This window comes from Pseudomonas sp. NPDC087358, assembly GCF_044900785.1.
Taxonomy (GTDB): domain Bacteria; phylum Pseudomonadota; class Gammaproteobacteria; order Pseudomonadales; family Pseudomonadaceae; genus Aquipseudomonas.
Genome location: NZ_JBJDOA010000007.1, coordinates 167,616 through 193,139, shown reverse-complemented (window position 1 = coordinate 193,139; position 25,524 = coordinate 167,616). Strand labels below are relative to the sequence as shown.

Annotated in this window: 27 protein-coding genes; 13 read left to right on the top strand and 14 right to left on the bottom strand. The window is 61.2% G+C overall.

The window, feature by feature from the left end:
- The first annotated feature begins 1 nt into the window (after window position 1).
- The gene (locus ACI2KS_RS18015; protein ID WP_404622337.1) at window positions 2-745 is read left to right on the top strand and encodes a penicillin-binding protein activator LpoB; all 744 of its coding nucleotides are present in this window, start codon (window positions 2-4) and stop codon (window positions 743-745) included.
- Window positions 746-870: 125 nt separating this feature from the next.
- Here the strand turns inward: ACI2KS_RS18015 and ACI2KS_RS18010 are convergent, their stop codons facing one another.
- The 3 genes from ACI2KS_RS18010 to ACI2KS_RS18000 form a co-directional block, all read right to left on the bottom strand.
- Window positions 871-1,497: a LysE family transporter gene (locus ACI2KS_RS18010; RefSeq protein ID WP_404622336.1), complete on the bottom strand. Its 627-nt coding sequence runs from the start codon at window positions 1,495-1,497 to the stop codon at window positions 871-873.
- A 111-nt stretch (window positions 1,498-1,608) separates the two neighbouring features.
- Window positions 1,609-2,211: a mechanosensitive ion channel family protein gene (locus ACI2KS_RS18005; RefSeq protein ID WP_404622335.1), complete on the bottom strand. Its 603-nt coding sequence runs from the start codon at window positions 2,209-2,211 to the stop codon at window positions 1,609-1,611.
- Complete coding sequence (locus tag ACI2KS_RS18000; protein ID WP_404622334.1) at window positions 2,211-4,121, bottom strand: ATP-binding cassette domain-containing protein; 1,911 nt, start codon at window positions 4,119-4,121, stop codon at window positions 2,211-2,213. The genes ACI2KS_RS18005 and ACI2KS_RS18000 overlap by 1 nt, the downstream gene beginning before the upstream one ends.
- Before the next feature lie 46 nt (window positions 4,122-4,167).
- Between ACI2KS_RS18000 and ACI2KS_RS17995 the strand changes: the two genes are divergently transcribed.
- Window positions 4,168-4,635, top strand: a complete 468-nt coding sequence (locus tag ACI2KS_RS17995; RefSeq protein WP_404622333.1) for a TIGR02444 family protein — start codon at window positions 4,168-4,170, stop codon at window positions 4,633-4,635.
- Here ACI2KS_RS17995 and ACI2KS_RS17990 read toward each other — a convergent pair.
- A complete protein-coding gene (locus ACI2KS_RS17990; RefSeq protein ID WP_404622332.1) occupies window positions 4,632-5,711 on the bottom strand; it encodes an AlgP family protein in 1,080 nt (359 codons plus the stop codon). The genes ACI2KS_RS17995 and ACI2KS_RS17990 overlap by 4 nt on opposite strands.
- Window positions 5,712-5,891: 180 nt before the next feature.
- Here ACI2KS_RS17990 and ACI2KS_RS17985 point away from each other — a divergent pair, with 180 nt between their 5' ends.
- Complete coding sequence (locus ACI2KS_RS17985; protein WP_404622331.1) at window positions 5,892-6,569, top strand: FKBP-type peptidyl-prolyl cis-trans isomerase; 678 nt, start codon at window positions 5,892-5,894, stop codon at window positions 6,567-6,569.
- A gap of 149 nt (window positions 6,570-6,718) precedes the next feature.
- Here the strand turns inward: ACI2KS_RS17985 and rsd are convergent, their stop codons facing one another.
- The 8 genes from rsd to ACI2KS_RS17945 all read right to left on the bottom strand — a co-directional run bounded on the left by rsd (window position 6,719) and on the right by ACI2KS_RS17945 (window position 14,371).
- Window positions 6,719-7,177 (bottom strand): sigma D regulator, encoded by a 459-nt coding sequence (gene rsd, locus ACI2KS_RS17980; RefSeq protein WP_404622330.1) that lies wholly within the window; start codon window positions 7,175-7,177, stop codon window positions 6,719-6,721.
- Between the two features lie 183 nt (window positions 7,178-7,360).
- Window positions 7,361-7,888 carry a disulfide bond formation protein B gene (locus ACI2KS_RS17975; protein WP_404622329.1) on the bottom strand — a complete coding sequence of 176 codons (528 nt, stop codon included), beginning with the start codon at window positions 7,886-7,888 and terminating at the stop codon, window positions 7,361-7,363.
- Window positions 7,889-8,139: 251 nt separating this feature from the next.
- Complete coding sequence (locus ACI2KS_RS17970; RefSeq protein WP_404622328.1) at window positions 8,140-9,387, bottom strand: heme biosynthesis protein HemY; 1,248 nt, start codon at window positions 9,385-9,387, stop codon at window positions 8,140-8,142.
- Window positions 9,384-10,526 (bottom strand): uroporphyrinogen-III C-methyltransferase, encoded by a 1,143-nt coding sequence (locus ACI2KS_RS17965; RefSeq protein ID WP_404622327.1) that lies wholly within the window; start codon window positions 10,524-10,526, stop codon window positions 9,384-9,386. Before ACI2KS_RS17965 ends, ACI2KS_RS17970 begins: the two co-directional genes overlap by 4 nt.
- Before the next feature lie 48 nt (window positions 10,527-10,574).
- On the bottom strand, window positions 10,575-11,354 hold the full coding sequence (locus ACI2KS_RS17960; protein ID WP_404622326.1) for a uroporphyrinogen-III synthase: 780 nt from the start codon (window positions 11,352-11,354) through the stop codon (window positions 10,575-10,577).
- Window positions 11,351-12,292, bottom strand: a complete 942-nt coding sequence (gene hemC / locus ACI2KS_RS17955; RefSeq protein ID WP_404622325.1) for a hydroxymethylbilane synthase — start codon at window positions 12,290-12,292, stop codon at window positions 11,351-11,353. The genes ACI2KS_RS17960 and hemC overlap by 4 nt, the downstream gene beginning before the upstream one ends.
- A gap of 253 nt (window positions 12,293-12,545) precedes the next feature.
- Complete coding sequence (locus tag ACI2KS_RS17950) at window positions 12,546-13,292, bottom strand: LytR/AlgR family response regulator transcription factor (protein WP_404622324.1); 747 nt, start codon at window positions 13,290-13,292, stop codon at window positions 12,546-12,548.
- On the bottom strand, window positions 13,289-14,371 hold the full coding sequence (locus ACI2KS_RS17945; RefSeq protein WP_404622323.1) for a sensor histidine kinase: 1,083 nt from the start codon (window positions 14,369-14,371) through the stop codon (window positions 13,289-13,291). Before ACI2KS_RS17945 ends, ACI2KS_RS17950 begins: the two co-directional genes overlap by 4 nt.
- A 157-nt stretch (window positions 14,372-14,528) precedes the next feature.
- Here ACI2KS_RS17945 and argH point away from each other — a divergent pair, with 157 nt between their 5' ends.
- The 4 genes from argH (at window position 14,529) to ACI2KS_RS17925 (ending at window position 19,995) form a co-directional block, all read left to right on the top strand.
- The gene (gene argH, locus ACI2KS_RS17940; protein WP_404622322.1) at window positions 14,529-15,923 is read left to right on the top strand and encodes an argininosuccinate lyase; all 1,395 of its coding nucleotides are present in this window, start codon (window positions 14,529-14,531) and stop codon (window positions 15,921-15,923) included.
- 64 nt (window positions 15,924-15,987) lie between these two features.
- A complete protein-coding gene (locus tag ACI2KS_RS17935) occupies window positions 15,988-16,281 on the top strand; it encodes a hypothetical protein (protein WP_404622321.1) in 294 nt (97 codons plus the stop codon).
- A gap of 418 nt (window positions 16,282-16,699) precedes the next feature.
- Window positions 16,700-16,948 carry a TIGR02647 family protein gene (locus ACI2KS_RS17930; RefSeq protein WP_404622320.1) on the top strand — a complete coding sequence of 83 codons (249 nt, stop codon included), beginning with the start codon at window positions 16,700-16,702 and terminating at the stop codon, window positions 16,946-16,948.
- 197 nt (window positions 16,949-17,145) lie between these two features.
- Complete coding sequence (locus ACI2KS_RS17925; protein ID WP_404622319.1) at window positions 17,146-19,995, top strand: class I adenylate cyclase; 2,850 nt, start codon at window positions 17,146-17,148, stop codon at window positions 19,993-19,995.
- A gap of 109 nt (window positions 19,996-20,104) precedes the next feature.
- Here the strand turns inward: ACI2KS_RS17925 and ACI2KS_RS17920 are convergent, their stop codons facing one another.
- Both ACI2KS_RS17920 and cyaY read right to left on the bottom strand, forming a co-directional pair.
- The gene (locus tag ACI2KS_RS17920; RefSeq protein WP_404622318.1) at window positions 20,105-20,323 is read right to left on the bottom strand and encodes a DUF1289 domain-containing protein; all 219 of its coding nucleotides are present in this window, start codon (window positions 20,321-20,323) and stop codon (window positions 20,105-20,107) included.
- A complete protein-coding gene (gene cyaY, locus ACI2KS_RS17915; RefSeq protein WP_404622317.1) occupies window positions 20,320-20,679 on the bottom strand; it encodes an iron donor protein CyaY in 360 nt (119 codons plus the stop codon). The genes ACI2KS_RS17920 and cyaY overlap by 4 nt, the downstream gene beginning before the upstream one ends.
- Window positions 20,680-20,917: 238 nt before the next feature.
- On the opposite strand from cyaY, the gene ACI2KS_RS17910 reads away from it, so the two are divergent.
- The 6 genes from ACI2KS_RS17910 to ACI2KS_RS17885 are packed head-to-tail and all read left to right on the top strand — an operon-like array spanning window position 20,918 to window position 25,518.
- Window positions 20,918-21,082 carry a lipoprotein gene (locus tag ACI2KS_RS17910; protein ID WP_404622316.1) on the top strand — a complete coding sequence of 55 codons (165 nt, stop codon included), beginning with the start codon at window positions 20,918-20,920 and terminating at the stop codon, window positions 21,080-21,082.
- Between the two features lie 9 nt (window positions 21,083-21,091).
- A complete protein-coding gene (gene lysA / locus ACI2KS_RS17905) occupies window positions 21,092-22,339 on the top strand; it encodes a diaminopimelate decarboxylase (protein WP_404622315.1) in 1,248 nt (415 codons plus the stop codon).
- 4 nt (window positions 22,340-22,343) lie between these two features.
- On the top strand, window positions 22,344-23,174 hold the full coding sequence (dapF, locus tag ACI2KS_RS17900; RefSeq protein ID WP_404622314.1) for a diaminopimelate epimerase: 831 nt from the start codon (window positions 22,344-22,346) through the stop codon (window positions 23,172-23,174).
- 13 nt (window positions 23,175-23,187) lie between these two features.
- Window positions 23,188-23,925 carry a DUF484 family protein gene (locus ACI2KS_RS17895; protein WP_404622313.1) on the top strand — a complete coding sequence of 246 codons (738 nt, stop codon included), beginning with the start codon at window positions 23,188-23,190 and terminating at the stop codon, window positions 23,923-23,925.
- A gap of 2 nt (window positions 23,926-23,927) precedes the next feature.
- Entirely contained in the window at window positions 23,928-24,833 is a 906-nt protein-coding gene (gene xerC, locus ACI2KS_RS17890) for a tyrosine recombinase XerC (protein ID WP_404622312.1), read from the top strand.
- Window positions 24,823-25,518 (top strand): HAD family hydrolase, encoded by a 696-nt coding sequence (locus tag ACI2KS_RS17885; RefSeq protein ID WP_404622311.1) that lies wholly within the window; start codon window positions 24,823-24,825, stop codon window positions 25,516-25,518. Before xerC ends, ACI2KS_RS17885 begins: the two co-directional genes overlap by 11 nt.
- Window positions 25,519-25,524: the final 6 nt, after the last annotated feature.

The following is a 25,524-nucleotide window of genomic DNA, read 5'->3' as shown; positions in this document are numbered from 1 at the left end:
GATGCGTGCATGGATAGGCATTCTCGGGCTGTTGTGTGCGGTTGGCGTTCAGGCCGCGCCGAAAGTTGCAGTCACCGACATGGCGTTCGAACAACAGGTGGAGGAGTACATCCACACCGTTTCAGCGCAGACCGGCTTCCAGGCCAACGCCTACAGCGCCAGCGCCTCGGCCAGCTACAACGAGTACGAGTCGCGCAACACCTACATCGAACAGGGTGAGCTGCGTAAATTCAGTGGCGACATCAAGGGCGAGATTCTCAAGTCCGGGATGTTTCAGCTGGTGCAGGGCACGCCGTACACCGCCAAGTCCAAGGAGGACGTGTACGACGTCATCAAGCGCATCAGGAACGGCAATTTCAAGGGCGCCGATTACGTACTGTTCGGCACCGTGTCGGACATCGACTTCCATCAGGACGTCAACGAAATCGCCAACACCAACTCGCACTCCTCAGTGCTGGGGCTGACACTGGTGGGCGACTTCAGCCTGATCAACACGCGCACCTTCGAAATCACCTCGGCATTTACTGCCATGGGCGAAGGTCAGGACACCAAACTGGTCAACGGCAACGACGTTCGCGTTTCTGCCAACCGTGGTCGTGTCGTGCGGGAAGTCTCGAAGTCGATCGGCATGGACGTCGCCCGTCAACTGCGTGAGCAGCTACGGGGCGAGGTGGAGTACTCCCAGGAGCAACCTGCACCCCGCAGTAACCTGCCCCGCGACGAGGCGCCGAAGATTCTGCGCTGAACTCCGGCTTCATGCATCACCCCCCGTGGAGTGAGCTTGCTCGCGATCGGCGATAGGTCTGTCACAACGGTTGTCGCAGACATGGCGAATCGCGAGCAAGCGCACTCCTGCAGGGTTCTCAATGATCACGCGCGGTGCAATGTCGCCAGAAACGCCGCCGCGCTGACGAACAACCCCGCGAAGGTGCGATTCATGCGCCTCTGCTGTCTGGGCGTCTTGAGCAGGCGCAGCACCTTGGAGGCCAGCCCGGTATACCCCGCCATGACGACCAGGTCGACACTGACCATGGTCACGGCAATGGTCAGGTACTGCGGCAACAGCGGCAGATGGGTATCGATGAACTGCGGCAGGATCGCGAGCATGAACACCAGCGCCTTGGGGTTGCTGATGTTCACCAGAAAGCCCCGGGCGACCAGCGCCAGCGGCTTGCCGATGGGCCGGATGGCAGCGTCGTCGGCGAGATCGCTGGGCAGCGCGCGCCATTGCTTGATCCCCAGATAAACCAGGTACGCGACACCGAACCATTTGATCAATGTGAATGCCAGTGCCGAGGTCGCCAGCACGGCGCCCAGCCCGGCCGCGATGATCGCGATCTGCACGATGAGCGCCAGTTGCAGCCCCAGCGCGTTCCAGTAACCGCGCCAGAAACCGTATTGCAGACCGCTGGACATCGATGCAATGGCACCGGCCCCCGGCGACAGGCTGATAACCCAGCAGGCGGCAAAGAAAGCCAGCCACGTTTCGAGCGACATCACACACCTCAGGCAAGAGCGGAAACTCGTTCTAACCCTAGTGTCTTCGGGGCTTAAAGACCAATTATTTCTAACTGTTGCGGTGAGTTGAAGGCCAGCTGTGCGGGTGCATCAGCGATGGACTTGCTCGGCCGAGCGTTTTTCGCCGGAGATGATCGGCATGCCATCGTTGCCGCGCCAACGTCGGATCGACTTCTGGAAGAACTGGCTGTTAGGCACCTGCACCAGGGTGCTCCCCAACTCGGCAGGCTCCACCAGCGTGGTGAACATCAAATTGATGGCGGTGACGCGGCCTTTGATCCCGGGTTTATCCGTGGTGTCCACCAACTCCACCACGTCGCCGATGCGAAACGGGCCCATGGTGAAGATGAACACCGCACATAACAGGTTCGACAGCACGCTCCACATGGCGAAGAACGCGACCGCTGCGACCGCGACAAAACCGGACAAGGCCGCCCACAGCACAGACGCCGACACGCCCAGGCGTCCCAGCACCGCCACGAAAGCGGTGCCCATGATCAGCCAGCGCAACCCACCGCGCAGCATCACCAGCAGCTCCGGCGGCAGCAACGGGTAGCGCTCGGCCAGTTGCGTCAGAAAACGCCCGACCACCCGTTGCAAGGTGTAGCCGACCAGCAGAATCAGCAGGATCTGCAGACCCACCAGCAGCGGTTCGATCCAGTAAGCCGGTACCGGTAACGCCAGGGACTCCATCAGGAAAGCGCTTCCAGTTCGGCCTGCATCGACTCCAGCAGCTCGAGCGCTTCCATCCACGCCTCTTCCAGATCCGACTCGCGGGCTTTGAGCTTGGCCTGGTCAGCCAGCAAGTCGCGCAGTTTGTCCTTGTTGGCAGCCTCGTAGATCGCGCTGTCGCCCAAGGCGGTTTCTATCTTGGCCAGCTTCTCATGCAGCGAGCCGAGTTCTTTTTCCAGCTTCTCGGCTTCACGCTTGTGCGGCGCCAGTTGCTGACGCAAAGCCGCCGCCTGCTGACGCTGAGCTTTCTTGTCGGTCTTGTCGGCATTGACCACAGCGCTGCTGACCGGCGCATTGCGCAGGCGGTAATCCACCAGCCAGCGTGCGTAGTCGTCCAAGTCGCCGTCGAATTCCTGCACTACGCCATCGGCCACCAACAGGAAGTTGTCAGTGGTGCTCTTGAGCAGATGACGATCGTGAGAAACCACCAGTACCGCACCACTGAATTCCTGCAGGGCCATGGTCAGGGCCAGCCGCATCTCCAGGTCCAGGTGGTTGGTGGGTTCGTCGAGCAGCAAGAGGTTGGGTTTGTCCCAGGCGATCAGGGCCAACGCCAGACGCGCCTTCTCACCACCTGAGAAATTCAGTACCGGTTCGTCCAGTCGCGCGCCACGGAAGTCGAAACCGCCCAGGAAGTCGCGCAGCGCCTGCTCGCGCTCGGTGGGCGCAATGCGCTGCAAATGCAGCAGCGGGCTGGCCTTGGCATCGAGCGAATCCAGCTGATGCTGAGCAAAATAGCCGACCACGGTGTTCTCGCCACGCACCATGCGACCGCTCAAGGGCTCAAGCTCGCCTGCGAGGTTTTTGATCAGTGTCGATTTACCCGCGCCGTTCGGACCCAGCAGGCCGATACGCGCGCCGGGCGTGAGCTGAAGTTTGACCTTGCTCAGAACGGTCTTGTCGCCGTAGCCCAGACGGGCCTCGGACAAGTCCAGCAACGGGCTGGAGATTTTGCTGGATTCGCGGAAGGTGAAGTCGAACGGTGAGTCGACGTGCGCCGCAGACAACTCTTCCATCCGCTCCAGCGCCTTGATCCGGCTCTGCGCCTGCTTGGCCTTGGTCGCCTGGGCCTTGAAGCGCGTGATGAATTTCTCCATGTGCGCGCGCTGCGCCTGTTGCTTGTCATAGGCCTGCTGTTGCTGGGCCAGGCGTTCGGCACGCGCGCGCTCGAAAGCGCTGTAGCCGCCGCGGTACAGCGTGATCTTCTTCTGCTCGACATGGGCAACGTGATCGACCACGGCGTCGAGGAAATCCCGATCGTGGGAAATCAGCAGCAGCGTGCCCTGATAGCTTTTGAGCCAGTCTTCGAGCCAGAGAATCGCGTCCAGATCCAGGTGGTTGGTCGGTTCGTCGAGCAACAGCAGATCGGAGGGGCACATCAGGGCCTGCGCCAGGTTCAGGCGCATCCGCCAGCCACCGGAGAAACTGGCGACCTGCCGTTCCATCTGCTCATTGGTGAAGCCTAAACCGGCCAGCAACTTGCGCGCGCGGGCATCGGCGGTGTAGCCATCGGCGCTGTCCAGCTCCGAATGCAGGCGGGCTTGAGCCGCCCCGTCGTGAGCGGCTTCGGCGGCCGCCAGATCCGCTTGCACCTGACGCAGGCGCAGATCGCCGTCCAGAACGTAGTCCACCGCCATGCGCTCGAGGGTATCGACCTCCTGCCGCATGTGGGCGATACGCCAATCGGCAGGCAGCAGGCAATCGCCGTTGTCGGGGGACAGTTCACCCCGAAGCAACGCGAAAAGGCTGGATTTACCGGCGCCATTGGCGCCGATCAGACCGGCTTTCTGGCCGGCGTGCAGAGTCAGCTCGGCGTCTTCTAGCAGACGTTGCGGACCACGCTGTAAGGTAAGGCTTTGAAGTCTGATCATAATGGCGGCGGAGTCTACCAGCTTCGCCCAAAACAGGTAGATGACTATGCCCTCGGACCTATGGAGTTTCACCCTGGATTTTTACGCGCGACCGGGTATGGAGCAGGCTTGCCTGACCCTACAGGCCCGCGGAGCCAACGTCTGCGTGTTGTTGTGTGGTGTATGGCTGGACGTGCGCAGCATCCGCTTCGACCCGTTGCGGGCAGAGGAAATCAGACAATTGGCGACGCCCTGGCATGATCAGGTGGTTGGACCGCTACGCGACTTGCGCATGCAGTGGAAGCCCGCGGCAGCTGCCGACGAGGAGCTGGGGGCGTTACGCGAACGCTTGAAGGTGCTTGAGCTGGACGCCGAGCGTGAACTGCTGGTCAGGCTGCAGCGACTGATTCAGGCCTGGCCTGAGCATCCTGCACAAACGAATAACCAATGGCTGGAGGCGCTCGCAGGGCAAGCCGCAGAGCAAGCCCCGGACGCGCTGGGTGTCTTGCGGCGCGCCGGGGAATGTCTTGCTTAGGAAGCGCTGTTCGAACTCGAACCAGCCGTTGCAGTGGCGGCTGGTGTAGCCGATGCAACCGAGGCGGCAGCTGGAGTTGACGCTGCAGGCGCAGGCGCCGATGGCTTGGCAGCAGTGGCGCTGGCCGGGGCGGCTGGTTTGGCGGCTGCAGGCTTGGCAGCAGCAGGCTTGGTCGCGGGCTTGGCAGCCGGTTTGGCGGCGGGCTTGGCGGCCGCCGTGGTGGCCTTGGCAGCCGGCTTGGCAACGGCTGGTTTTGCTGGCGCTTTAGCGGCAGGTTTTACGGCAGCACTCGCTGCTGGTTTGGCAGCGGGGGCTTTTGCGGCTGGCTTGGCGGCGGCTTTAGCGGCTGGCTTGACGGCAGGTTTCGGGGCCGTGGCAGCAGGCTTGGCGGCTGCGGTCCTGGCTGGAGCCTTGGCGGCCACCGGGGCTTTTGCAGCAGGTTTGGCAGCCGGTTTGCTGGCGGCTTTTGTAGCAGGTTTGGCAGCGACAGGTTTGGCTGCGGCGGTTTTCAGCGCAGTGTTAGCAGCGGCTTTTGCCGGTGCCTTGGCCGCTGGCTTGGCGGCCGCTGTTTTGACTGCAGCTTTGGCGACAGGCTTGGCAGCGACTTTGGCCGGTGCCTTGGTTGCTGTTTTACCAGCAGCTTTCGCCGGAGCAGTCTTGGCGGGTGCCTTGGTTGCACGATCACTCAGTGCCTTGCCAACCGCTTCCTTCACACGACCGATTCCCTGAGCCAGCTTCAGGCTTTCCTGAGCATCGCGCTTGAGGCTGACGATGTAGGTACGGGTTTCGGTCTGACGATCCTTGAGCGCATCGAGCAGCGCTTCGAGTTCAGCCACACTATCCTTGGCCTTGGCTTGCGCCTTGGCTTTGCCGGCAGTGGCCGCGCCCTGCAATTTAGTGCGGGACTTGTGCAGTTTTTCCTGAGCCTTGCCGCGTTGTTTCTCAAGCTTGGCGAGCAATTTCTCGGCATCAGCCAACGCTTGGGAACAGGCATTTTCAAGATGTTCGAGCAAGCTGCCCGAGAGTTGTTGGAGCAAATGCAACGGAGTGTTTACTGGCTTCTTGTTGGCCGACATGACTTACCTCCTGGCTGATTTGAATGCGGCTCATACTAGACCTCTGCCCGCACCGCCGCTAGGGCATCTTGACACTACAAAACCGGGTCTGTTTCAAGTTGGCCAAAATCACTGCAGATCGTCACCACATTCAACCTCTGGCGCTGGCATAATCGGCACTTCCCAGGCCGGAGAGCATTCATGTCGCGCTACTTGTTGATGTCGTTATTCCTCTTGGTACCCTTTGCTCATGCGGCCGATGCTCCACCCTCCGATAACGCCCATGACCTGGCTTACAGCCTGGGAGCGAGCCTGGGTGAACGGCTGCGCCAGGAGGCGCCGGACCTGCAATTGCCTGCGTTGATCGAAGGTTTGCAGCAGGCGTATCAAGCCAAGCCACTGGCGATCAAACAGGAACGCATGGAGCAGATCCTCAGCGACCACGACGCCGCGCTGGCCCAGGCCGAGAACTCTGGCCAGTCAGAGCCGCAGACCGAAGCCGCGCTGAAGGAAGAACGTCGTTTCATGGATATCGAGAAAGCCAAGCCGGGTGTACGCCAGCTCGCCGACGGCATCCTGATGACTGAACTGACCCCAGGCACAGGCCCCAAGCCCGATATCAATGGTCGCGTTCAAGTCAAATACGTCGGACGCCTGCCTGACGGCACGATCTTCGATCAGAGTCAGCAGCCTCAATGGTTTCGTCTGGACAGCGTGATCGCCGGCTGGACCACCGCACTGGTCGACATGCCGGTCGGTGCGAAATGGCGTCTGGTAATCCCCTCTGCACAGGCCTATGGCGCAGAGGGCGCGGGCGATCTGATCGATCCGTACACGCCACTGGTGTTCGAAATCGAACTACTGGCGGCATCGCAGTAAGAAAGCTGCCCGTCGTTCACCGCTCCTGTAGCAGTCTGCCGGCGGTAGCGATCTCAGGCACTCCCGGCAAGCCGGACTGCTACAGAAAGCGTTCTACACGCCACAAAAAAGGGTGCCCGAGGGCACCCTTTTTGCTGCGCAAAAACCCGTCAGGCTTGAACCGCATCTTCCTGCTTGTGTGCGGTGTGCAGCACTTCGATCAGGCAGTCTTCCAGTTCGAAGCGCTCGTGGAGCAATCCACCCAGCTCCTTGAACTTCTCGGCAACGCACTTGCCTTCATCGCAGAGATCGTTGAACGCCAGCAGCTTTTCAGTGATGACATCGATGCGAGGATAAATCGTATCGGCGAGTTCCAGCCCGCGCTCGTCTTTGAACGCCTTGGCTTCGCCGGTGAGCTGTTCGTAGACTTCGAAATGACCCGCCGAAACGTAATCGACCAGGGTCCCGCAGAATTCCTGCAGCTGCTTGCGTGTTTCGGACAACGCATCCGGCTCGGCGCCAAGATCATCGTAGGCCTTGATCAGCTCGTTGCGTTCCTCCAGCCAACGATCAATGAGCTTGTTAACCCCGCCCCAGCGTTCCTGAGCATTCTGACAACTTTCCAGCATGATGTTCTCTCTTCCCTTCAGGGGCATGCTGCCTTGATTCGCTTGGCGATCCGGCCCGAAGCTTATGAAAACCGGCTCTGAAAAACGTCGACAGCAGCATTATTCCGATGATGCGTGCGGCCCAGATTATGCCCGCTCGACCAAGGCTTCAAGGTACGCAGGAGTTAAAGTTCATACAAGCGTTTAATCCGCCGCCCCAACATCCATTGATCCGGACCCACGAAATTCGATGAAAAGGTAGTACAGGGCGAACAGGCTCATGCCTGCGAAAGCCAGCAGGCTCCACTCCGGCATGCTGATGCCGAAAAGTGACCAGGTGATTTCAGAGCAACCGGCGCTGCCGGCCAGAACCAGGGCCAGGACCTTGGTGTAGGGCTGCGTGTCGAGCAGGTACTGCAGGTTTTCCAGGCAGGACGCGAGGTTTTCCGGCGGCGATGCCTGGAGCCACACCTGGCGGCCCGCCGTCGCCGCGCCGCTCAATGCAACGAGCAGGAGAATGCCGGAGTAGATGCGCCAACCCAATCTGCCGGGCGTATGCAGCGCGGCGACCAGGCAAACGAATGAGCAGACCAGCAGCAGCAGGCGCTGCAAGATGCATAGCGGACATGGGGCAGAGCCCACCACACGCTCCAGATAAACAGCTGCTCCCACAATCAGTGCGCAAACGAGAAACGCCAGAAAGAACAGGGAGCGCGTGCGGGCCAGATGCATGGAAAATCCGAAACAAAAGACGAAGGCGGCTACGGTAGAGGAAAGCGAGACTTCCTTTCAAGGCAACCGGGGGAGGATATTTCTTAGCTTGTGTAGGGAATTACCGACACCGGCCGTAGGAAGCTATACCGACCATTCGAAGCATGACGCAAAAATCGCTTCAGCCCCGGGCAAGGCCCTACATGAACAACCGCACACTAGCAAAAAGGCCCTGGTCGGGCCTTTTTTTGGGCAGGTTGTATTTCCGGTAGTCAGGCGCGAGCCAGGGCCGGCAGCGGACGAGCCAATAGACGCTCATCCAGCAAGCCCAACCCTTCCTGGAACAACTGATTGCTGCGATCGGTCTCACCCAGCTGCCCCAATAAACGAGCCAGCTCGGCACAGGCCTCGGGATTGCGTTGCAGTCGCAGGCTTGCCTCCAGATAATCGCGCGCTTTGCCCCACAGACTGCTTTGCAGGCAGAGGCGGCCCAACGTCAGCAACAGGCCGGGATCATCAGCATGGTTTTTCAGCCAGCTCTCGGCGGTGTGCAACTGCTTGCCCGGATCGCTGCCGCGGACCAGGCCATAGAGTCGCGCCAGGTGACTGTTGTAGTCGCGCTTCATGGCGCCGCGTAAAACTTCTTCGGCCTGAACCTCGGCACCATGACGGCGAAGCTGCTCGGCATAGGCCAGTATCAACGCAGGCTCCTGGCGCTGGGCTGAGCTCAACTGCTGCCAGGCGGTGTCCAACGCTGGCAAACCGGCAGGCCCGGTCTCATTTTCCGTTTGTTGGTACGCGGCCAGCGAGAGGTTCTCGCCCCACGCGCGCTTCTCGAGTTCCGCCAGTTCCTGCGCAGGCAAGACTTTGTCCTTGCGCAGTTCCGGCATCAGGCGGATCAACTGGGACCATTCGCCACGCTGTCGATACAAGCGCTGCAGCTGGCGCAGAACTTGTGGATTGTGTGGGTGACGCTCCTGCATCGCTTGCAGGGTCGCGAGCGCCCCGTCGCTGTCGCCACGGTCGAGCTGCAGTTGCGCATGATTCAGAGCAATCGCCAGCTCGGCATGGGGCTGACGCTCCAGAGCCCGCTCCAGCAAGTTGTCGCTGTCTTCATAGCGGCCCTGCTCATTGGCGGCACGGGCGGCACCGAGGTAAAACAACAACGGCTGACGCTCAGCCTCGGCAGCGCGATGCAAATGACGCTGAGCGCTGGCCCAGCGACCTTCGGCAAGATCGAGCTGGCCCTGCTCTATCGCGACCTGTACCCGACGGCTGCGATTGCGCCGCGACCAGGGATTGACCACGCCGCCGGACGTCGTCAGCAGCCGCACCAGACCGCGAACCAGCCAGACCAGCAAAACGATTGCCGCCAGCAACGCCAATGCCGCCCAGAGGCTGGACTCATAGCGGAAGCTGTCATAGGCGATCAGCACATAGCCCGCGTGGCGGGAGATCGCAAGGCCCACCAGCGCTGCCGCCACGATCAGGATGAACACGATCACATAGCCGCGCTTCATGGTTTGGTCCCCGACTGCGCCCCTTCTGCCTGCTGATCCAGCGCACCGCCCACAGGCTGATGACGCTGTTGCAGATAAGCCTGTACCGCGGCAAGGCTCGGAGTCAGGTCCGGCGTAATCACCGACACCGGCTGGCGGGCCAGCTCGTCCAGGCGCTCACCCAGCACTTTGCTTTGCGGGTTGTCCTGATTGAAATTGGCGTCCAGCACGCTGCGTGCCTCGGTCACTGCCTGGGTATAAACCGGCGCTTGGCCGTTGAGGGCCGCCCACTGCGCCTGTTCGAGTGCCAGGCTCAGGGCCAGTCGCACCTGGGTCAGGCTCTGGCCAGCGAGCAGCGGACGAATGTTCTTGTCGGCGTGGAAGTCCAGGCGAATGTATTGGGAAATCTTGTCCCACCATTTGGCCCAGTAGCTGTCTTCGCTGCCATCGGTAAGCCCGAGCAGTGACTCACCCTTGTCCTTGTATTCCGGCGCCAGCGCATTCAGCTGGGCGGCCTGATCGCGCAGGGCAGCCAGTTGCAGGAACAGGCCGGTACGGTCCGGCTGGTCGACGCTGCGCAGTGCCGCGAGGCTCTTGGCCAGTTGCTCGCGAGCAGCGAATGCACCCGGATCGTCCTGCTCGCGAAGGATCTCGTCAGCGCCTTGAACCAGCGCCTGAGCGCTATTGATGTCTTGCAGCGCAGACAAGCGCAGACTGGCAAGACGCAGCAGATGCTCGGCCTCGGCCAGGCGCCAGTCCTTGCGGCTGGCACCGAGCACGGTTTCCAGACGCTGGCTCAGACGCTGCTGATCACCCTGCAGTTGAGTGACCAGCCGACGACGCTCTTCCAGCTCCTGGGCGGGCGGAATCTGCGCCAGTCTGGCCACCAGTTGCTGCTCGCTCTGCTGGAGAATCCGGGTCTGCGAATTGATGTCCTCGATTTGCCCGGACTGCTGCTGATGACCTGCCTGAATGGCCCGCAGTTGCCACACGCTCCAGCCGCCGACCGCCACGCCTGCAGCACCCAGCAGCAGGGCGAGGATGGCCAGGCCATTACTGCCGCGACGACTGGAAGGTTCTTTGTGCGCTGGATCCGGTAGAGGCTCCGAATGGACCAGCACCGGTTCAGCGTCATTTTTTGGCAAGACTGTTTCGCTCACGTATCCATCCTTTGCATTTGGGCGTAATCGCGTAATCCGGATCGTCGATCATGACGCCTGGGAGGCAGGCTCGGGCTGTTCCCGCAACGCTGCCAGCAAAGCCGAAGCGCTGGCGCCACGGCAGTCCACTACGGTCAGGGCGCCAGCGCCACGTGCCAGTTCGGCGACCCGAGGGCTCGGTACGAATAAAGGCAACCGCACAAGCCTGGGCCAGGCATCGCCCGCCAGCTCACGCAGATGTTGAAAACCCTGTCCACTGCTGACCACCAGCCCGTTCAAGCGTTCCGCCTCAACCCGCTGCGGCAGGGCGAAAGGCGGATACTGGGGCAGGTTACGCTGGTACAGCGGCAGATAATCGACAGTAACACCCCGCTCGCGCAAGCGCTCTGCCAACAGCTCGCGGCCATCGACGCCACGCATGATCAGCACTTTGGGGTCATGGACGGACGAGAGCACGTGCAGCAACTGTGGAAGCTCGAGCAGCGCCTCGCTGTCGTCGCCCTGAGCGGGGAAAAATACGTGCAGCCCATAGTCGTCGAGGATCTGAGCGGTAGCCGCGCCCACAGTGAACCATTTCTGCATCGGCGGCTGCGGCCAGATCTCATCGACCATTTCCAGACCCAGGCGCGCAGCAGGCTTACTGACGACAATCACTGCGCAGTAGGCCGCCAGGTCGTAAATGATAGAGCGGTTCTCTTCGCTAACCGGCAGCGGCTCGATTTCCAGCAGTGGAAATGCCGAGCTGAACACGCCCTCTTCGGCCAGCGCATTTGCCAATGCTTGCGACTCTTCGGCCGGGCGCGTCAGCAACAGGCGCCAGCCTTTCACTCCTCCCCCGCCTCGCCATAGACAGCCTTGAGGATCTTCGCAGCACCTTGCGCCAGCAGCGCTTCGGCAACCTGCACACCCAGGGCTTGTGCATCAACCTGCGGCGCGCGGGCTTCGGCGCGTAGCAGCAGCGTGCCGGCCGGGTCACCGACCAGACCGCGCAGCCACATCTGCTCGCCTTCCAATACCGCGTAGCAGGCGATCGGCACCTGGCAGCCACCGTTGAGGTGCTTGTTCAGCGCACGTTCGGCGGTGACGCGCACTGCCGTGTCGGCATGGTGCAGGGGCGTCAGCAGCGCATGCAGCTCGACATCGACACTGCGGCACTCGATGCCGACCGCGCCCTGTCCACCGGCTGGCAAGCTGTGCTCGATGCTGATGGCCGAGGTGATGCGATCCTGGAATCCCAGACGAATCAGGCCGGCGGCGGCGAGAATGATGGCGTCGTACTCGCCGGCGTCCAGCTTGGCCAGGCGCGTGTTGACGTTGCCACGCAGAAAATGGATTTTCAGGTCTGGACGACGCGCCAGCAGTTGCGCCTGACGGCGCAGGCTGGACGTCCCGACGATGCTGCCGGCAGGCAACTCATCGAGGCTGGCGAAGGTATTGGAAACAAACGCATCGCGCGGGTCTTCGCGTTCGCAGATGCAAAACAGCCCCAGGCCTTGGGGAAAGTCCATCGGCACGTCTTTCATCGAGTGCACCGCGATGTCCGCTTCGTCCTCCAGCAGCGCCGTCTCCAGCTCCTTGACGAACAACCCTTTGCCGCCGATTTTCGACAGCGGCGAGTCCAGCAGCTTGTCGCCGCGACTGACCATCGGAACCAGAGTCACGACCAGCCCCGGATGGGCCTGTTGCAGACGAGCCTTGACGTACTCGGCTTGCCAGAGAGCCAGTGCGCTTTTGCGAGTGGCGATGCGGATTTCGCGAGAGGACATGAATCAATCCGTACTGAGTGAATGCGGCGGATAATAACAGCTCGGCCCAACCGGGCCGAATGACTGTATCTAATCTGCACGCATCATGATCTCAATCGCCGGGTATCCGCCATGCGACGGCATGTCGCCGTCGGCACATCCGACCCCTGCAGGGGTGAGCTTGCTCGCGGGAGTCGGTGCATCCAACGCAGATCCAGTGCTCCAGAACATCGCGAGCAAGCCCACTCCTGCACAGCGACCGGCCTTGCAGGTTCTAGAGCTGCTGCATCATCTTGCGCACACCGGCCACGTGCCGGCGGCTGACGATCAATGCATCGCCGTTCAGCCCTCGGAGGAACAGCTGGAAATGCCCCAGCGGCGTACGTTGCAAACGTTCGATACGGTCACGGGCAACCAGGGCATTACGGTGGATACGCACGAAGCGGTCCCCGAATTCGTCTTCCAGTGCCTTGAGTGGCTCGTCGAGCAGCACCTCGCCATCCTCGTGACGCAACGTCACGTATTTGTGGTCGGCGATGAAATAGATCACGTGATCCAGCGGTATCAACTCGATGCCTTTGCGGGTCCGCGCACTGATATGGCTGCGTGGGCCGTTTCCGCTCTCGGCGGCAGGCCGCGTCATCGCAGCCAGTTGCACGCGGTTGGGCCGTTCGGCCTTGCGCAGGGCTTCAAGCAGATTTTCCGGACGTACCGGTTTGACCAGATAACCCACGGCGCTGACCTGAAATGCCTCCAGGGCAAACTCATCATGGGCCGTGCAGAACACCACCGCTGGCGGCGTATCGCGCTCGCATAATCTGGCCGCGACCTGCAGGCCATCCAGACCCGGCATGCGGATGTCGAGTAACACCACATCGGGTTTGAGGCTATCGATCAGCGTCAGGGCTTCTTCGCCATTAGTGGCGCTGGGTTCAAGGACCCGATAACCCTCAAGATCACCCACCAGACGGCTCAGGCGATCGCGGGCTAGGGGTTCGTCATCAACGATCAGGACATTCATATTGCTCTGGCTTCCTGCGTGAGTCTCGCACAAGGATAGCGTAGACAGGTGAAGTGACGACCGTCACGGCGCTCCACGCTCAGACTCGCGAGAGGGCCAAAAAGTGCCGTGATTCGGGCGCCGATGTTTGCCAAGGCCTGCTGAGTGCCGCTTGAAGTCAGCCGTGGGGCAACTTCGTCATAGGGATTACTGACACGCAATATGAATACTCCCCGTTCATAGTCCGCCTCGACCCTGACCACGCCGCCTTCGACACGGGGCGCGATACCGTAAATCAATGCGTTCTCAAGTAATGGCTGCAAGGTTAGCTGGGGAATCGGCAAGTCGTCGGGAATTGCGCTGACGTCCCAGTCCAACTGTAGACGCTCGCCAAGTCGATATTGCTCAATCGATAGATAACGTTTGGCCAACTCCAGCTCTTCTCGCCACGTCGTCAGGCTTCCCGGCTTGCCCAGACTGGCGCGAAACAGATCCGACAGATCCAGCACCGCCTGCTCGGCCTTGTCCGGAGCACTGGTGACCAGGCTGGCGATACTGTTAAGCGTATTGAACAGAAAGTGCGGCCGGATCCGCGCCTGCAAGGATTCGATCCGCGCCCGCAGCTCCGCCTGTTGCTGCTTGCGCCACTGACTCTGCAGGTAAAAGTAGCGCAACATCAGCGCCGACATGATCAGCGCGATCAACGAATACCGCAGATAGCGTTCGATGATCCCGTCACCCGGCATCGTGCCAACCAGCTGACAGTAGTCGGTAACCGCGGTGCACAACACCGTCACCGCCACCACCAGCAGACAGCCAGTCGCACCGGCGACGCCCGCCTTGAGACGCGCCAGCCAGGGTCGCAGCCCGCACAACAGAGCTGCCGAGAGCAACACGATCCATTGCACGAACAGCGATATCAGCGCCAGCCGGACCCAGTCGAATGTCGGATGCATCGGCTCGACCAGCACCAGCACCAGAACGAACAGCTCGGCCAGCACGACCAGAACCAGCAGCGCCTGCGGCAGGCACAGTTCGGGAAGGAAGAATTCTTTGCCGGGCGCGGCGCTCTGCCCCGGATTTTTGCGCTCATTGTGCATGCACCCAGTCTCTGCGCTAGTACCCCCGCGGGCAAGCAGTCCGGGATAAAAAAACAGCAATGCTGTTATTATCGCCGGCGGCTTTTACAATCGGCCACGTCACGTCTTCATCAAAACAGTCATCAGTACAGTCATCAGCAGAGCAGCGAGCGAATCCATGAGCACCGACAAGACCAATCAGTCCTGGGGCGGCCGCTTCAGTGAGCCCGTCGACGCCTTCGTCGCACGCTTCACCGCCTCCGTCACTTTCGATCAACGCCTTTACCGCCACGACATCATGGGCTCGGTCGCCCATGCCACGATGCTGGCCAAGGTTGGCGTGCTGACCGATGCCGAGCGCGACACCATCATCGACGGCCTGAACACCATTCAAGGCGAAATCGAAGCCGGTAAATTCGACTGGCGCGTGGACCTGGAAGACGTGCACATGAACATCGAGGCGCGTCTGACCGACCGCATCGGGATCACTGGCAAGAAGCTGCACACCGGCCGTAGCCGCAACGATCAGGTCGCGACCGATATTCGTCTGTGGCTGCGCGACGAGATCGACCTGATCCTGGCCGAGATCACTCGCCTGCAAGAGGGCCTGCTGGGCCTGGCCGAACGCGAGGCCGACAGCATCATGCCCGGCTTCACTCACCTGCAGACCGCGCAGCCGGTGACCTTCGGGCATCACATGCTGGCCTGGTTCGAAATGCTCAGCCGTGACTACGAGCGCCTGGTCGATTGCCGCAAGCGCACCAACCGCATGCCCCTGGGCAGCGCTGCACTGGCCGGCACCACCTATCCGATCGATCGCGAACTGACCTGTCAGCTGCTGGGTTTCGAAGCCGTCGGCGGCAACTCGCTGGACAGCGTCTCCGATCGCGACTTCGCCATCGAGTTCTGCTCGGCCGCCAGCATCGCCATGATGCACCTGTCGCGCTTCTCCGAAGAGCTGGTGCTGTGGACCAGCGCGCAGTTCCAGTTCATCGATCTGCCTGATCGCTTTTGCACCGGCAGCTCGATCATGCCGCAAAAGAAAAACCCGGACGTGCCGGAGCTGGTACGTGGCAAGAGCGGTCGGGTGTTCGGCGCGTTGATGGGCCTGCTGACCTTGATGAAGGGCCAGCCGCTGGCCTACAACAAGGACAACCAGGAAGACAAGGAGCCGCTGTTCGATGCCGCCGACACGCTGCGTGACTCATTGCGTGCCTTCGCCGACATGATCCCGGCCATCAAGCCCAAGCACGCGATCATGCGCGAAGCGGCCCTGCGCGGGTTCTCCACCGCCACTGACCTGGCTGATTATCTGGTCCGCCGAGGCCTGCCGTTCCGTGATTGCCACGAAATCGTCGGCCATGCCGTGAAATACGGCGTGCAAACCGGCAAGGACCTGGCCGAAATGACCCTGGAAGAACTGCGCCAGTTCAGCGATCAGATCGAGCAGGATGTATTTGCCGTGCTGACCCTCGAAGGTTCGGTCAACGCCCGTGACCACATTGGCGGTACCGCTCCGGCACAGGTCAAGGCCGCCGTGGTGCGGGGCAGGCAACTGCTGACCAGCCGCTAAGCCAATACTGTATGGGCCGTGCGCTGTGGCGGCCCTTTTGAATTGTCAGGACATCGAGAACACCATGAGCGACAAGATCGACAACGACGAAGAAGAGTTCGCTGCAACCACCTTGATCCAGGCGATTGAAAACCAGATCGAAAGCGACAACCCGCCTGCAGCCAAAGCCACGTTCAACAAGCTGACCCTGGTCGGTTATGAGCGTGATGACATCCTGGAAATGATGGCGCACGTATTGGCGGTCGAGATCGACGGCATTCTCGAAGAAGACCGCCCGTTCAACACCCAGTGGTACGAAACGGCCCTGCGCGCCCTGCCGCAAATGCCGCCAGGCGTGAAGCTGGACGACGGCCAGTAACGGCAACGAGCTTGAGCACGCGGTTAAATGAATAAAAGCGACCGTGTGCTTTTGATTCTGCCCGGAGGGCGTGGGAGTTTGCCGGGGTGGCGCTCCACCTTGCCGACGATCTGATGCGAAGCGCCAGCGAACCCTGTCAACGGCATGCACATGACCCACCGAGCTGCATGATTTTACCGCCGGTGCCCGGCAGATCGCTGGCAAGCCGAGCTCCCACGGCCTGAGGCCAGAATCAACAACAGGCGGCGCGATGTCGATCACGTCTGCCAAACAGGCAACCTGACGACCGGCCAGATACTTTCTGCAAAATCCCCAGACGCTAACTACACTCCACATGCCTCGCTGCCGCTTGACCTACGGGGCTGTCATGTCTGCGATTCCTTCGCCGCTTCATCAATTAGAAAAGTCTGGAGCATCTATGTCGTTTACCCCTGAATTGGTTGCCGAACTGGAAATCCTGTCACTGTTCAACCTGACCAACACCCAGGAGGGTCTGAAGGTCCACCACGTTGCCGCACCGTCTGCCATCGCCGCTGCCACACGACTTTTTGAAAAAGGCCTCACCACTCAGGTCGACGGAGGCTATCTGACCAGTCTGGGACTGGAAGCCGCCGAACACGCACAATCGCTGTTGACCATTCTTGCTGTCAGTCAGCAAGCGGCCTGATACCGCGACTCGCGAAACCTTTGCCGCAGGCGTGAAATAAAGGTTTCGCGAACCCTTCATTTGTAAGATGCTGCGCCGATAAAATTCTGGCGCCAGAAAAAATACACGCAGCCGCCTTACGACAGGCATCTGATGCTGGACCTTCTTTCCTGTAGTCGCCTTCCATTCCCGCAGTGCCTTTCCGGCTTTGAGTCGCGATGACCCGTAGTTTCGAGATCCGCCCCGATCTGGATGAGGGCATCGACCGCAAGGTCCTCAGCCAGCTGCGTAACCGTTTTCTGACCCTCAATGAGGGGCGACTGGGACGTGCCAATGAAGGCTTGTCCAGCCGTCAGCAATCGGTGCTGTCGCTGCTGCCGCTGTTTTTCCACGTCAATCACCCGCTGTTGCCCGGCTACGTTTCCAGCACCACCCCCGCCGGCGTCTCGAACTACGAACCGGGGGCCCAGGCACTGACTGAAGCGCAGCGCCTGACACGTTCTTTTTCCTACAAGCCTCGTCGCGGCAATCCTGCACAACCGATCCACGGGATTTTCCTGATGGGTAGCCTCGGCACCCTGGCCCAGGCGGATCAGAGTGATATGGACGTATGGATCTGCCATGACACCGGCCTGTCGGCAGAGGACGTGCTTGAGCTGCGCAGAAAATGCCAGGCCCTGGAAACCTGGGCGGCGACCATGGGCGCCGAAGCGCACTTTTTCCTCATCGACCCCGAGCGGTTCGTTTTGGGGGAGCGCGATGCGCAACTCAGTGGCGAGGATTGCGGAACGACCCAGCATTACCTGTTGCTCGACGAGTTCTACCGCACGGCCATCTGGTTGGCCGGCCGCACGCCGATGTGGTGGCTGGTGCCGGTCTACGAAGAAGCACGCTACGCCGAGTACAGCCACACCTTGCTGTCCAAGCGCTTCATCCGGGCGGACGAGGTGCTCGACTTGGGCAACATGTCGCACATTCCCTCGGGCGAGTTCATCGGCGCCGGGCTCTGGCAGCTGTTCAAGGGCATCGAGTCGCCTTACAAATCCGTCCTGAAACTGCTGCTGACCGAAGTCTATGCCAGCGAGTATCCGCAGGTTCAGTGCCTGAGCATGAGGCTCAAGAAAGAAGTCTTCGCCAACCACCTGGACCTCGACGAGCTTGATCCCTACATGATGGTCTATCGGCGGATCGAGGAATATCTGCTCGCCCGCGGCGAACCGGAGCGCCTGGAACTGGTGCGCCGCAGCCTCTACCTGAAGGTGAACAAGAAACTCACTGCCTTGCCACGCCAGCGAACCACCAGTTGGCAGCGCTTGCTCCTGGAACGGCTGGCCAAGGAGTGGAAGTGGGACGAGCGTCAGCTGGCGCTGCTCGACAGCCGCAGCCAGTGGAAGGTGCGACAGGTTTCCAGCGAGCGCCGTGCGCTGGTCAGCGAGCTTAACTACAGCTACCGCTTTCTGACCCAGTTCGCTCGCACCCAGAACGCCATCAGCTCGATCAACAAGCGTGATCTCAACGTACTGGGACGTCGGCTTTATGCGGCGTTCGAGCGCAAGGCAGGCAAGGTCGAATTCGTCAATCCGGGCATCGCGCCAGACCTGGCCGAAGACACCCTGACACTGGTGCAGTCGCCCAACAAGCGCGAGCCCGGCAAATATCAGTGGGGCCTGTACAACGGCAATCTGGGCGCACATGAGTGGGAGTCGTTCGCGCCCATCAAGCGCAGCCGGGAACTACTGGAGCTGCTCGCCTGGTGCCATCGCAACAATGTAATCGACAGCAGCACGCGCCTGGCGCTGCATCCCGGCAGCAGCGACCTGACCGAATTCGAGCTGTTCAACCTGCTCGGCGCCCTGCAGCAAAACATCCCGATGCCGCTGGACATGGTTCACGAGCAGGCGCTGCTGCGTCCCAGTGTCCCGAGTGAAATCCTGTTGCTGGTGAACGTCGGCATCGACCCGCTCAAGCATCACAAGGACCTGAATATCCTGATGACCACCGAGCGCACGGACTCGTTGAGCTATGCCGGGGTTCGGGAAAATCTGGTGCTGACCTTCGACCAGATCACGCTCAACAGCTGGAACGAGGTGCTGGTCAGTCGCTTTGACGGCCAGTGTGCGCTGCTCGACTGCATGACCGAGCTGCTCAACAACTTGCCCGAAACGTCGCCAAAGGCTGTGGTGCGCGTGCGCTGTTTCTGTCACAACCGCGCCCCGGCCATCGCCCAGCGGGTTGAGGAACTGATCAACACGGCGCAACTGCTTCTGGCACGACGTCTGAACCACCGCTATCTGATCCAGATCGAGCAGCATTATCACGTCCTGGAAATGGTTCCGGGACAGGTCACGCAAGTGGCGCTGCACAGCCTGCCGGCACTTTACGACTACCTGGGCGGAGAATTACCGGCATACAGCCCGATCCACCTCGACCCTCAGGCACTGGATGACAGCGATCTGTCGCTGATCATTCCCCACGGTCAGCCGGAATGCATCCAGGTGTTCTACCGGATCAACGAGCCTCACGCCGATCTGTATCTGCTCGATGAACACAATGCGCTGTGGCATCAGCGCTTGCCGTATCACGATGAGCCCAGCCTGCTGATGCCGTTGCAACGCTTTCTGCAGTCGCTGATGTACCGTCGCGGAGCGCTGTTGCCACTGGACAATCCGCTGGAATCGCCGTCGCTGGACACGCTTTATTACCGTATTACCCCGGACGGCGCGGGGCGGGCCAAACGCATCGAGCAACGATTGCCTCCGGTCATGCCTGCCGACAGGCCTTTCTATGACGTGCAGGCCATCGTCGAAGAAGCTTCACCGGGGCAAGTTAGTGTCACGCTGTATTGCGACAACATGGAGTTTTCCGAGCTGGAATTCGGCGAGCAGTTGTTCAGCGTGGTGGCACGGCAGATTCTCGACCAGCGCAGCGAACCGCAGCGCTATCGCTGCTACATCACCGACCTGGACCTGTCCGGCGTTCTGGGAGATGCGCGCGGACAAACGATTCTGTTCCTGCGCTACAAGGCGCAGCTGGAGAATTCGTTGAATGAAGCGATGGAGGGGGCCTGAAGCCCACGACTGACCAACTGTAGGAGTGAGCTGGCTGGCGATTCGATGCGCTAGGCGATGCATTGGCGCGGATGCATCACCTACCGCGAGCAAGCTCACTCCTACAGGGTCAAAGCTGGGCGCGGCGTTGATCGGCCTGGCGGACGATTTCCCGGCGCCGCTCATCGGTCGCCGCGCGCCACTCGCGGATGTCTTCGACATGGCGAAAACACCCGGTGCACACCTTCAGCTCATCGAGCCGACAGACGCTGATGCACGGCGAGACAACCGCCGGGCTGACGTTGCTGAACAGCGGCTTTGGCGCTTTGACCGGCGTGGCGTTGGTCACTGCCGGTTTCCGTCTTCATGACCGTCGATAGCGTCGAATTCGAGCTCGACACCGACCTGCTTCAACGTCAGACGATGCAGCATCTCACCCAGCAGTTCTTCGGTCTTGTCACAGATCCAGTGTTTGGCTTCTTCGTCGTAGTCGAAGTGAAAACCGCCGGCGACAGCCGCAAGCCACAGCTGACGCAACGGCTCCTGGCGACTGAAGATGAACTGCGAGCCGTTTTCGAATTTCACGGTCAGGACGCCGGCCGAACTTTCCAGGTCCAGGTCCAGATCGCTTTCGTCGAAGATGTCTTCCAGCTTTTCTTGGGTAGCATCGACCAGGTCGTGAAAACGGGCTTCGGTCAAACTCATTGCAGGAACCTCGAAAGTGTCTACTGATGGCGCAGCGACGCAAGATACGGTCGCTTCCCGGCAAATGCAAAGCATACCCGCCCAATTGCCGGTTGCCGCGCCAAAAAACGCACGCTCGTCGGCTGCGTAACCGCTGCTTGCGTCAAAGCCCCGCCGGACGGGAACCGTGGCGCATAGGCAAGCTGTAGGCTGGTCGGTATACTCGGGCGCAATTAATGCTTATCCAAAGGATTTCGCCATGAAGCGCCTGATTTCCTCCCTGGCCGCGCTCCTCGCTGTAGCGTGCCTGGTCTCTGCCTGCGGTCAAAAAGGTCCACTGTTCCTGCCCGACGACGACTCGTCCGACGCCAGCAGCAGCCAGACCAAATCGCACTCGCACAAGCACCCGACCTCGACCTACTAGGGATCAGCCATGGACGCCTTCAACTACCGCGACGGTGAGCTGTTCGCGGAGGGAGTTGCATTGTCTGCCATTGCCGAGCGTTTCGGCACGCCGACCTATGTGTACTCCCGAGCCCACATCGAGGCGCAATATCGCGCTTACGCCGATGCCCTGAGCGGCATGCCGCATCTGGTCTGCTTCGCCGTCAAAGCCAACTCCAATCTGGGCGTACTCAATGTCCTGGCACGCCTGGGTGCCGGTTTCGACATCGTTTCCCGTGGCGAACTGGAGCGTGTGCTGGCCGCGGGCGGTCAGGCCGACAAGATCGTATTCTCCGGCGTCGGCAAGACCCGTGACGACATGCGTCGCGCCCTGGAAGTGGGCGTGCATTGCTTCAACGTCGAATCCACCGACGAGCTCGAGCGCCTGCAGCTCGTGGCCGCCGAGATGGGCGTACGCGCCCCGGTTTCCCTGCGCGTGAACCCGGATGTCGATGCGGGCACTCACCCGTACATTTCCACCGGACTCAAAGAAAACAAGTTCGGCATCGCCATCGCTGACGCCGAAGACGTCTACATACGCGCGGCACAGCTGCCGAACCTGGACGTGATCGGCGTCGATTGCCACATCGGCTCGCAGCTGACCACCCTTGACCCGTTCGTCGATGCCCTCGACCGCTTACTGGATCTGGTCGATCGCCTGAGCGATTGCGGCATTCAGCTGCGGCACCTGGATCTGGGCGGTGGCCTGGGCGTGCGTTATCGCGATGAACAGCCGCCACTGGCTGGCGATTACATCAAGGCCGTGCGTGAACGCCTTGACGGTCGCGACCTGGCGCTGATGTTCGAGCCGGGCCGCTTCATCGTGGCCAACGCGGGCGTGCTGCTGACGCGCATCGAATACCTCAAGCACACCGAACACAAAGACTTCGCGATCGTCGACGCGGCGATGAACGACCTGATCCGTCCGGCGCTGTATCAGGCGTGGATGGATGTGACTGCCGTTCAACCCCGCGATGGCGCGACACGCACTTACGACATCGTCGGGCCGATCTGCGAAACCGGTGACTTCCTGGCCAAGGAGCGCGAACTGGCGCTGGCCGAGGGCGATCTGCTGGCTGTGCATTCGGCAGGTGCCTATGGCTTCGTCATGAGCTCCAACTACAACACCCGCGGACGTACCGCCGAAGTGTTGGTCGATGGCGATCAAGCGTTCCAAGTGCGTCGCCGTGAAACCGTGACCGAGCTGTTTGCCGGCGAAAGCCTGCTCCCGGAGTAATCCCATGCTGCTGCGTTTTACCAAGATGCATGGCCTGGGCAACGATTTCATGGTGCTGGACCTCGTGAGCCAGCACGCCCACATCCTGCCCAAGCACGCCAAGCAATGGGGCGATCGCCACACCGGTATCGGTTTCGATCAACTGCTGCTGGTCGAAGCGCCGAGCAACCCGGATGTGGACTTCCGCTACCGGATCTTCAATTCCGACGGTTCCGAGGTCGAGCAGTGCGGCAACGGCGCGCGCTGTTTCGCCCGTTTCGTACTGGACAAGCGCCTGACGGCCAAGAAGCAGATTCGCGTCGAAACCAAGAGCGGCATCATCGTCCTGGACATCCGCAATGATGGCCAGATCAGTGTCGACATGGGCGCGCCACGTCTGGCGCCCGCCGAGATTCCCTTCGATGCGCCGCAACAGGCCATCAGCTACACGCTCGATGTCGAGGGTGAAACTGTCGAACTGGCCGCCGTGTCGATGGGCAATCCGCATGCGGTTCTGCGTGTCTATGACATCAACAATGCCCCGGTTCACTCTTTGGGACCGAAGATCGAAAACCACCCACGCTTTCCGGCTCGGGTAAACGTCGGTTTCCTCCACGTGGTTGATCGACAGCGCGCACAATTGCGTGTCTGGGAGCGCGGTGCCGGGGAAACCCAGGCCTGTGGCACCGGTGCCTGCGCAGCAGCGGTTGCGGCCATCAGTCAGGGCTGGATGGAATCACCGCTGCTGATCGATCTGCCCGGTGGGCGCCTGTCCATTGAGTGGGCAGGTCCCGGTCATCCAGTGCTTATGACCGGCCCAGCCGTTCGGGTCTATGAAGGCCAAGTACGTCTATGAGTGAGAGTATCCAATGACCGACCAGCCTCAGACTTCAACCGACACACCCAGCGAATCGCCTGTCGATAACGCAGTGCCCGCCCTTGAAGCCGAGGCAGTCGCAGCCTGGCTGCAACAACATCCGGACTTCTTCGCCGAACATGACGACCTGCTGACCGCGATGCGCATCCCCCACCAGCGTGGCGACACCGTCTCGCTGGTGGAGCGGCAACTCAAACTGCTGCGTGAGCGCAACATCGAAATGCGCCATCGCCTGTCGCAACTGATGGACGTGGCGCGCGACAACGACCGTCTGTTCGACAAGACCCGCCGCCTGATCCTCGACCTGATGGACGCCACCAGCCTGGAAGACATCGTCATCGCAGTGGAAGACAGCCTGCGCCAGGAGTTCCAGGTGCCGTTTGTCAGCCTGATCCTGTTCAGCGACAACCCGATGACTGTGGGCCGCTGGGTCAGCAGCGCAGAAGCTCAGAAGGCCATTGGCGGCCTGATTTCCGGTGGCAAAACCGTCTGCGGCGCCCTGCGCGAGCACGAACTCGAGTTCCTGTTCGGTGCCGATCAGAGCAAGGAAGTCGGCTCCACGGCCATCGTCGCGCTGAGCCACCAGGGCCTGCACGGCGTTCTCGCCATTGGCAGCCGTGATCCTCAGCACTATAAAAGCTCGGTCGGCACATTGTTCCTGAGCTATATCGCCGATGTGCTGAGTCGCTTGCTGCCGCGCTTCACCAACGCTCTGCGTTCGGTGCGCTAGTCATGCAACGGCTGCTGGACGCTTACTGCACGCACCTGCGCAGTGAGCGCCAGGTGTCGAGCCATACCCTTGAGGCCTATCGCCGCGACCTGAGCAAGGTGCTGGGCTTCTGCGAAAAACTGCAGATCGAGAGCTGGCAGGCGCTGGATATCCAGTCCATGCGCAGCCTGGTTTCGCGCCTGCATCAGCAGGGCCAGTCATCGCGCAGCATCGCCAGACTGCTGTCGGCGGTACGCGGCCTCTATCATTACCTGAACCGCGAAGGCATCTGCGATCACGACCCGGCCAACGGCCTGGCGCCCCCCAAGGGCGAACGACGCCTGCCCAAGACCCTCGACGCCGACCGTACGCTGCAGTTGCTGGAAGGCGGCGTCGAAGACGATTTCATCGCGCGACGTGATCACGCCATCCTCGAGCTGTTCTATTCATCCGGCCTGCGCCTGTCGGAGCTGACGGGGCTCAACTGTGAACAGCTGGACCTGGCTGACGGCCTGGTCCAGGTGCTTGGCAAAGGCAGCAAGACACGAGTACTGCCGGTGGGCAGGAAGGCCCGCGAGGCGTTGGAGCAGTGGCTTGCGCTGCGTGCGCTGGCCAACCCCGAAGACGACGCGGTGTTCATCAGCCAGCAAGGCCGACGTCTTGGCCCAAGGTCAATCCAGCTTCGGGTCAAGGCAGCCGGAGAACGCGAACTGGGGCAAAACCTGCATCCGCATATGCTGCGCCACTCCTTCGCCAGTCATCTGCTGGAATCATCGCAAGACCTGCGCGCGGTGCAGGAACTACTGGGTCATGCCGACATTACGACGACTCAGATCTACACCCATCTGGATTTTCAGCACCTGGCAACGGTGTATGACAGCGCCCACCCACGGGCCAAACGCAAGGATTCTTCAGACAATGAGCATTAAGCTGATCACCTTCGATCTGGATGACACCCTGTGGGAAACCGCACCGGCCATCGTCAGCGCAGAAGCCATGTTGCGCGACTGGCTGGCCGAGCACGCACCGAAACTGGGCCCGGTGCCGGTGGAGCGCCTGTGGGAAATTCGTTCGCGGCTGGTCGAGGCCGATCCGACGTTCAAGCACCGGATCAGTGCATTGCGCCGTCGGGTGCTGTTTTTGGCGCTTGAAGATGCAGGTTATGGCCACGGCGAAGCGCAGGATCTGGCCGACCGCAGCTTCGAAGTCTTCCTGCATGGCCGGCATCAGCTGGATATCTTCCCGGAAGTCGTGCCTACCCTGGAACTGCTTACAAAACAGTACACCTTAGGCGTGGTCACCAACGGCAATGCCGACGTTCGCCGCCTGGGCCTGGCCGACTACTTTGCCTTTGCCCTGTGCGCCGAGGACCTGGGGATCGGCAAACCCGACCCCGCACCCTTCCTGGAAGCCCTCAAACGCGGCAATGTCCAGGCGGACAACGCGGTGCACGTCGGCGACCACCCCGGCGATGACATTGCGGGCGCGCAACAGGCTGGCTTGCGCGCCATCTGGTACAACCCCGGCGGCAAGGCCTGGGAGGCCGACAAGCGACCGGACGCCGAGATCGGCAGCCTGACGCAGTTGCCAGAGGTGTTGGCGCGCTGGGGGTGAAATAGC

Excerpts from the sequence above, each read along its gene's own strand:
- ACI2KS_RS18015 (WP_404622337.1), top strand. The coding sequence starts at position 2 with ATGCGTGCATGGATAGGCATTCTCGGGCTGTTGTGTGCGGTTGGCGTT.
- ACI2KS_RS18010 (WP_404622336.1), bottom strand. The coding sequence starts at position 1,497 with ATGTCGCTCGAAACGTGGCTGGCTTTCTTTGCCGCCTGCTGGGTTATC.
- ACI2KS_RS18005 (WP_404622335.1), bottom strand. The coding sequence starts at position 2,211 with ATGGAGTCCCTGGCGTTACCGGTACCGGCTTACTGGATCGAACCGCTG.
- ACI2KS_RS18000 (WP_404622334.1), bottom strand. The coding sequence starts at position 4,121 with ATGATCAGACTTCAAAGCCTTACCTTACAGCGTGGTCCGCAACGTCTG.
- ACI2KS_RS17995 (WP_404622333.1), top strand. The coding sequence starts at position 4,168 with ATGCCCTCGGACCTATGGAGTTTCACCCTGGATTTTTACGCGCGACCG.
- ACI2KS_RS17990 (WP_404622332.1), bottom strand. The coding sequence starts at position 5,711 with ATGTCGGCCAACAAGAAGCCAGTAAACACTCCGTTGCATTTGCTCCAA.
- ACI2KS_RS17985 (WP_404622331.1), top strand. The coding sequence starts at position 5,892 with ATGTCGCGCTACTTGTTGATGTCGTTATTCCTCTTGGTACCCTTTGCT.
- rsd (WP_404622330.1), bottom strand. The coding sequence starts at position 7,177 with ATGCTGGAAAGTTGTCAGAATGCTCAGGAACGCTGGGGCGGGGTTAAC.
- ACI2KS_RS17975 (WP_404622329.1), bottom strand. The coding sequence starts at position 7,888 with ATGCATCTGGCCCGCACGCGCTCCCTGTTCTTTCTGGCGTTTCTCGTT.
- ACI2KS_RS17970 (WP_404622328.1), bottom strand. The coding sequence starts at position 9,387 with ATGAAGCGCGGCTATGTGATCGTGTTCATCCTGATCGTGGCGGCAGCG.
- hemC (WP_404622325.1), bottom strand. The coding sequence starts at position 12,292 with ATGTCCTCTCGCGAAATCCGCATCGCCACTCGCAAAAGCGCACTGGCT.
- ACI2KS_RS17950 (WP_404622324.1), bottom strand. The coding sequence starts at position 13,292 with ATGAATGTCCTGATCGTTGATGACGAACCCCTAGCCCGCGATCGCCTG.
- ACI2KS_RS17945 (WP_404622323.1), bottom strand. The coding sequence starts at position 14,371 with ATGCACAATGAGCGCAAAAATCCGGGGCAGAGCGCCGCGCCCGGCAAA.
- argH (WP_404622322.1), top strand. The coding sequence starts at position 14,529 with ATGAGCACCGACAAGACCAATCAGTCCTGGGGCGGCCGCTTCAGTGAG.
- ACI2KS_RS17935 (WP_404622321.1), top strand. The coding sequence starts at position 15,988 with ATGAGCGACAAGATCGACAACGACGAAGAAGAGTTCGCTGCAACCACC.
- ACI2KS_RS17930 (WP_404622320.1), top strand. The coding sequence starts at position 16,700 with ATGTCGTTTACCCCTGAATTGGTTGCCGAACTGGAAATCCTGTCACTG.
- ACI2KS_RS17925 (WP_404622319.1), top strand. The coding sequence starts at position 17,146 with ATGACCCGTAGTTTCGAGATCCGCCCCGATCTGGATGAGGGCATCGAC.
- cyaY (WP_404622317.1), bottom strand. The coding sequence starts at position 20,679 with ATGAGTTTGACCGAAGCCCGTTTTCACGACCTGGTCGATGCTACCCAA.
- ACI2KS_RS17910 (WP_404622316.1), top strand. The coding sequence starts at position 20,918 with ATGAAGCGCCTGATTTCCTCCCTGGCCGCGCTCCTCGCTGTAGCGTGC.
- lysA (WP_404622315.1), top strand. The coding sequence starts at position 21,092 with ATGGACGCCTTCAACTACCGCGACGGTGAGCTGTTCGCGGAGGGAGTT.
- dapF (WP_404622314.1), top strand. The coding sequence starts at position 22,344 with ATGCTGCTGCGTTTTACCAAGATGCATGGCCTGGGCAACGATTTCATG.
- ACI2KS_RS17895 (WP_404622313.1), top strand. The coding sequence starts at position 23,188 with ATGACCGACCAGCCTCAGACTTCAACCGACACACCCAGCGAATCGCCT.
- xerC (WP_404622312.1), top strand. The coding sequence starts at position 23,928 with ATGCAACGGCTGCTGGACGCTTACTGCACGCACCTGCGCAGTGAGCGC.
- ACI2KS_RS17885 (WP_404622311.1), top strand. The coding sequence starts at position 24,823 with ATGAGCATTAAGCTGATCACCTTCGATCTGGATGACACCCTGTGGGAA.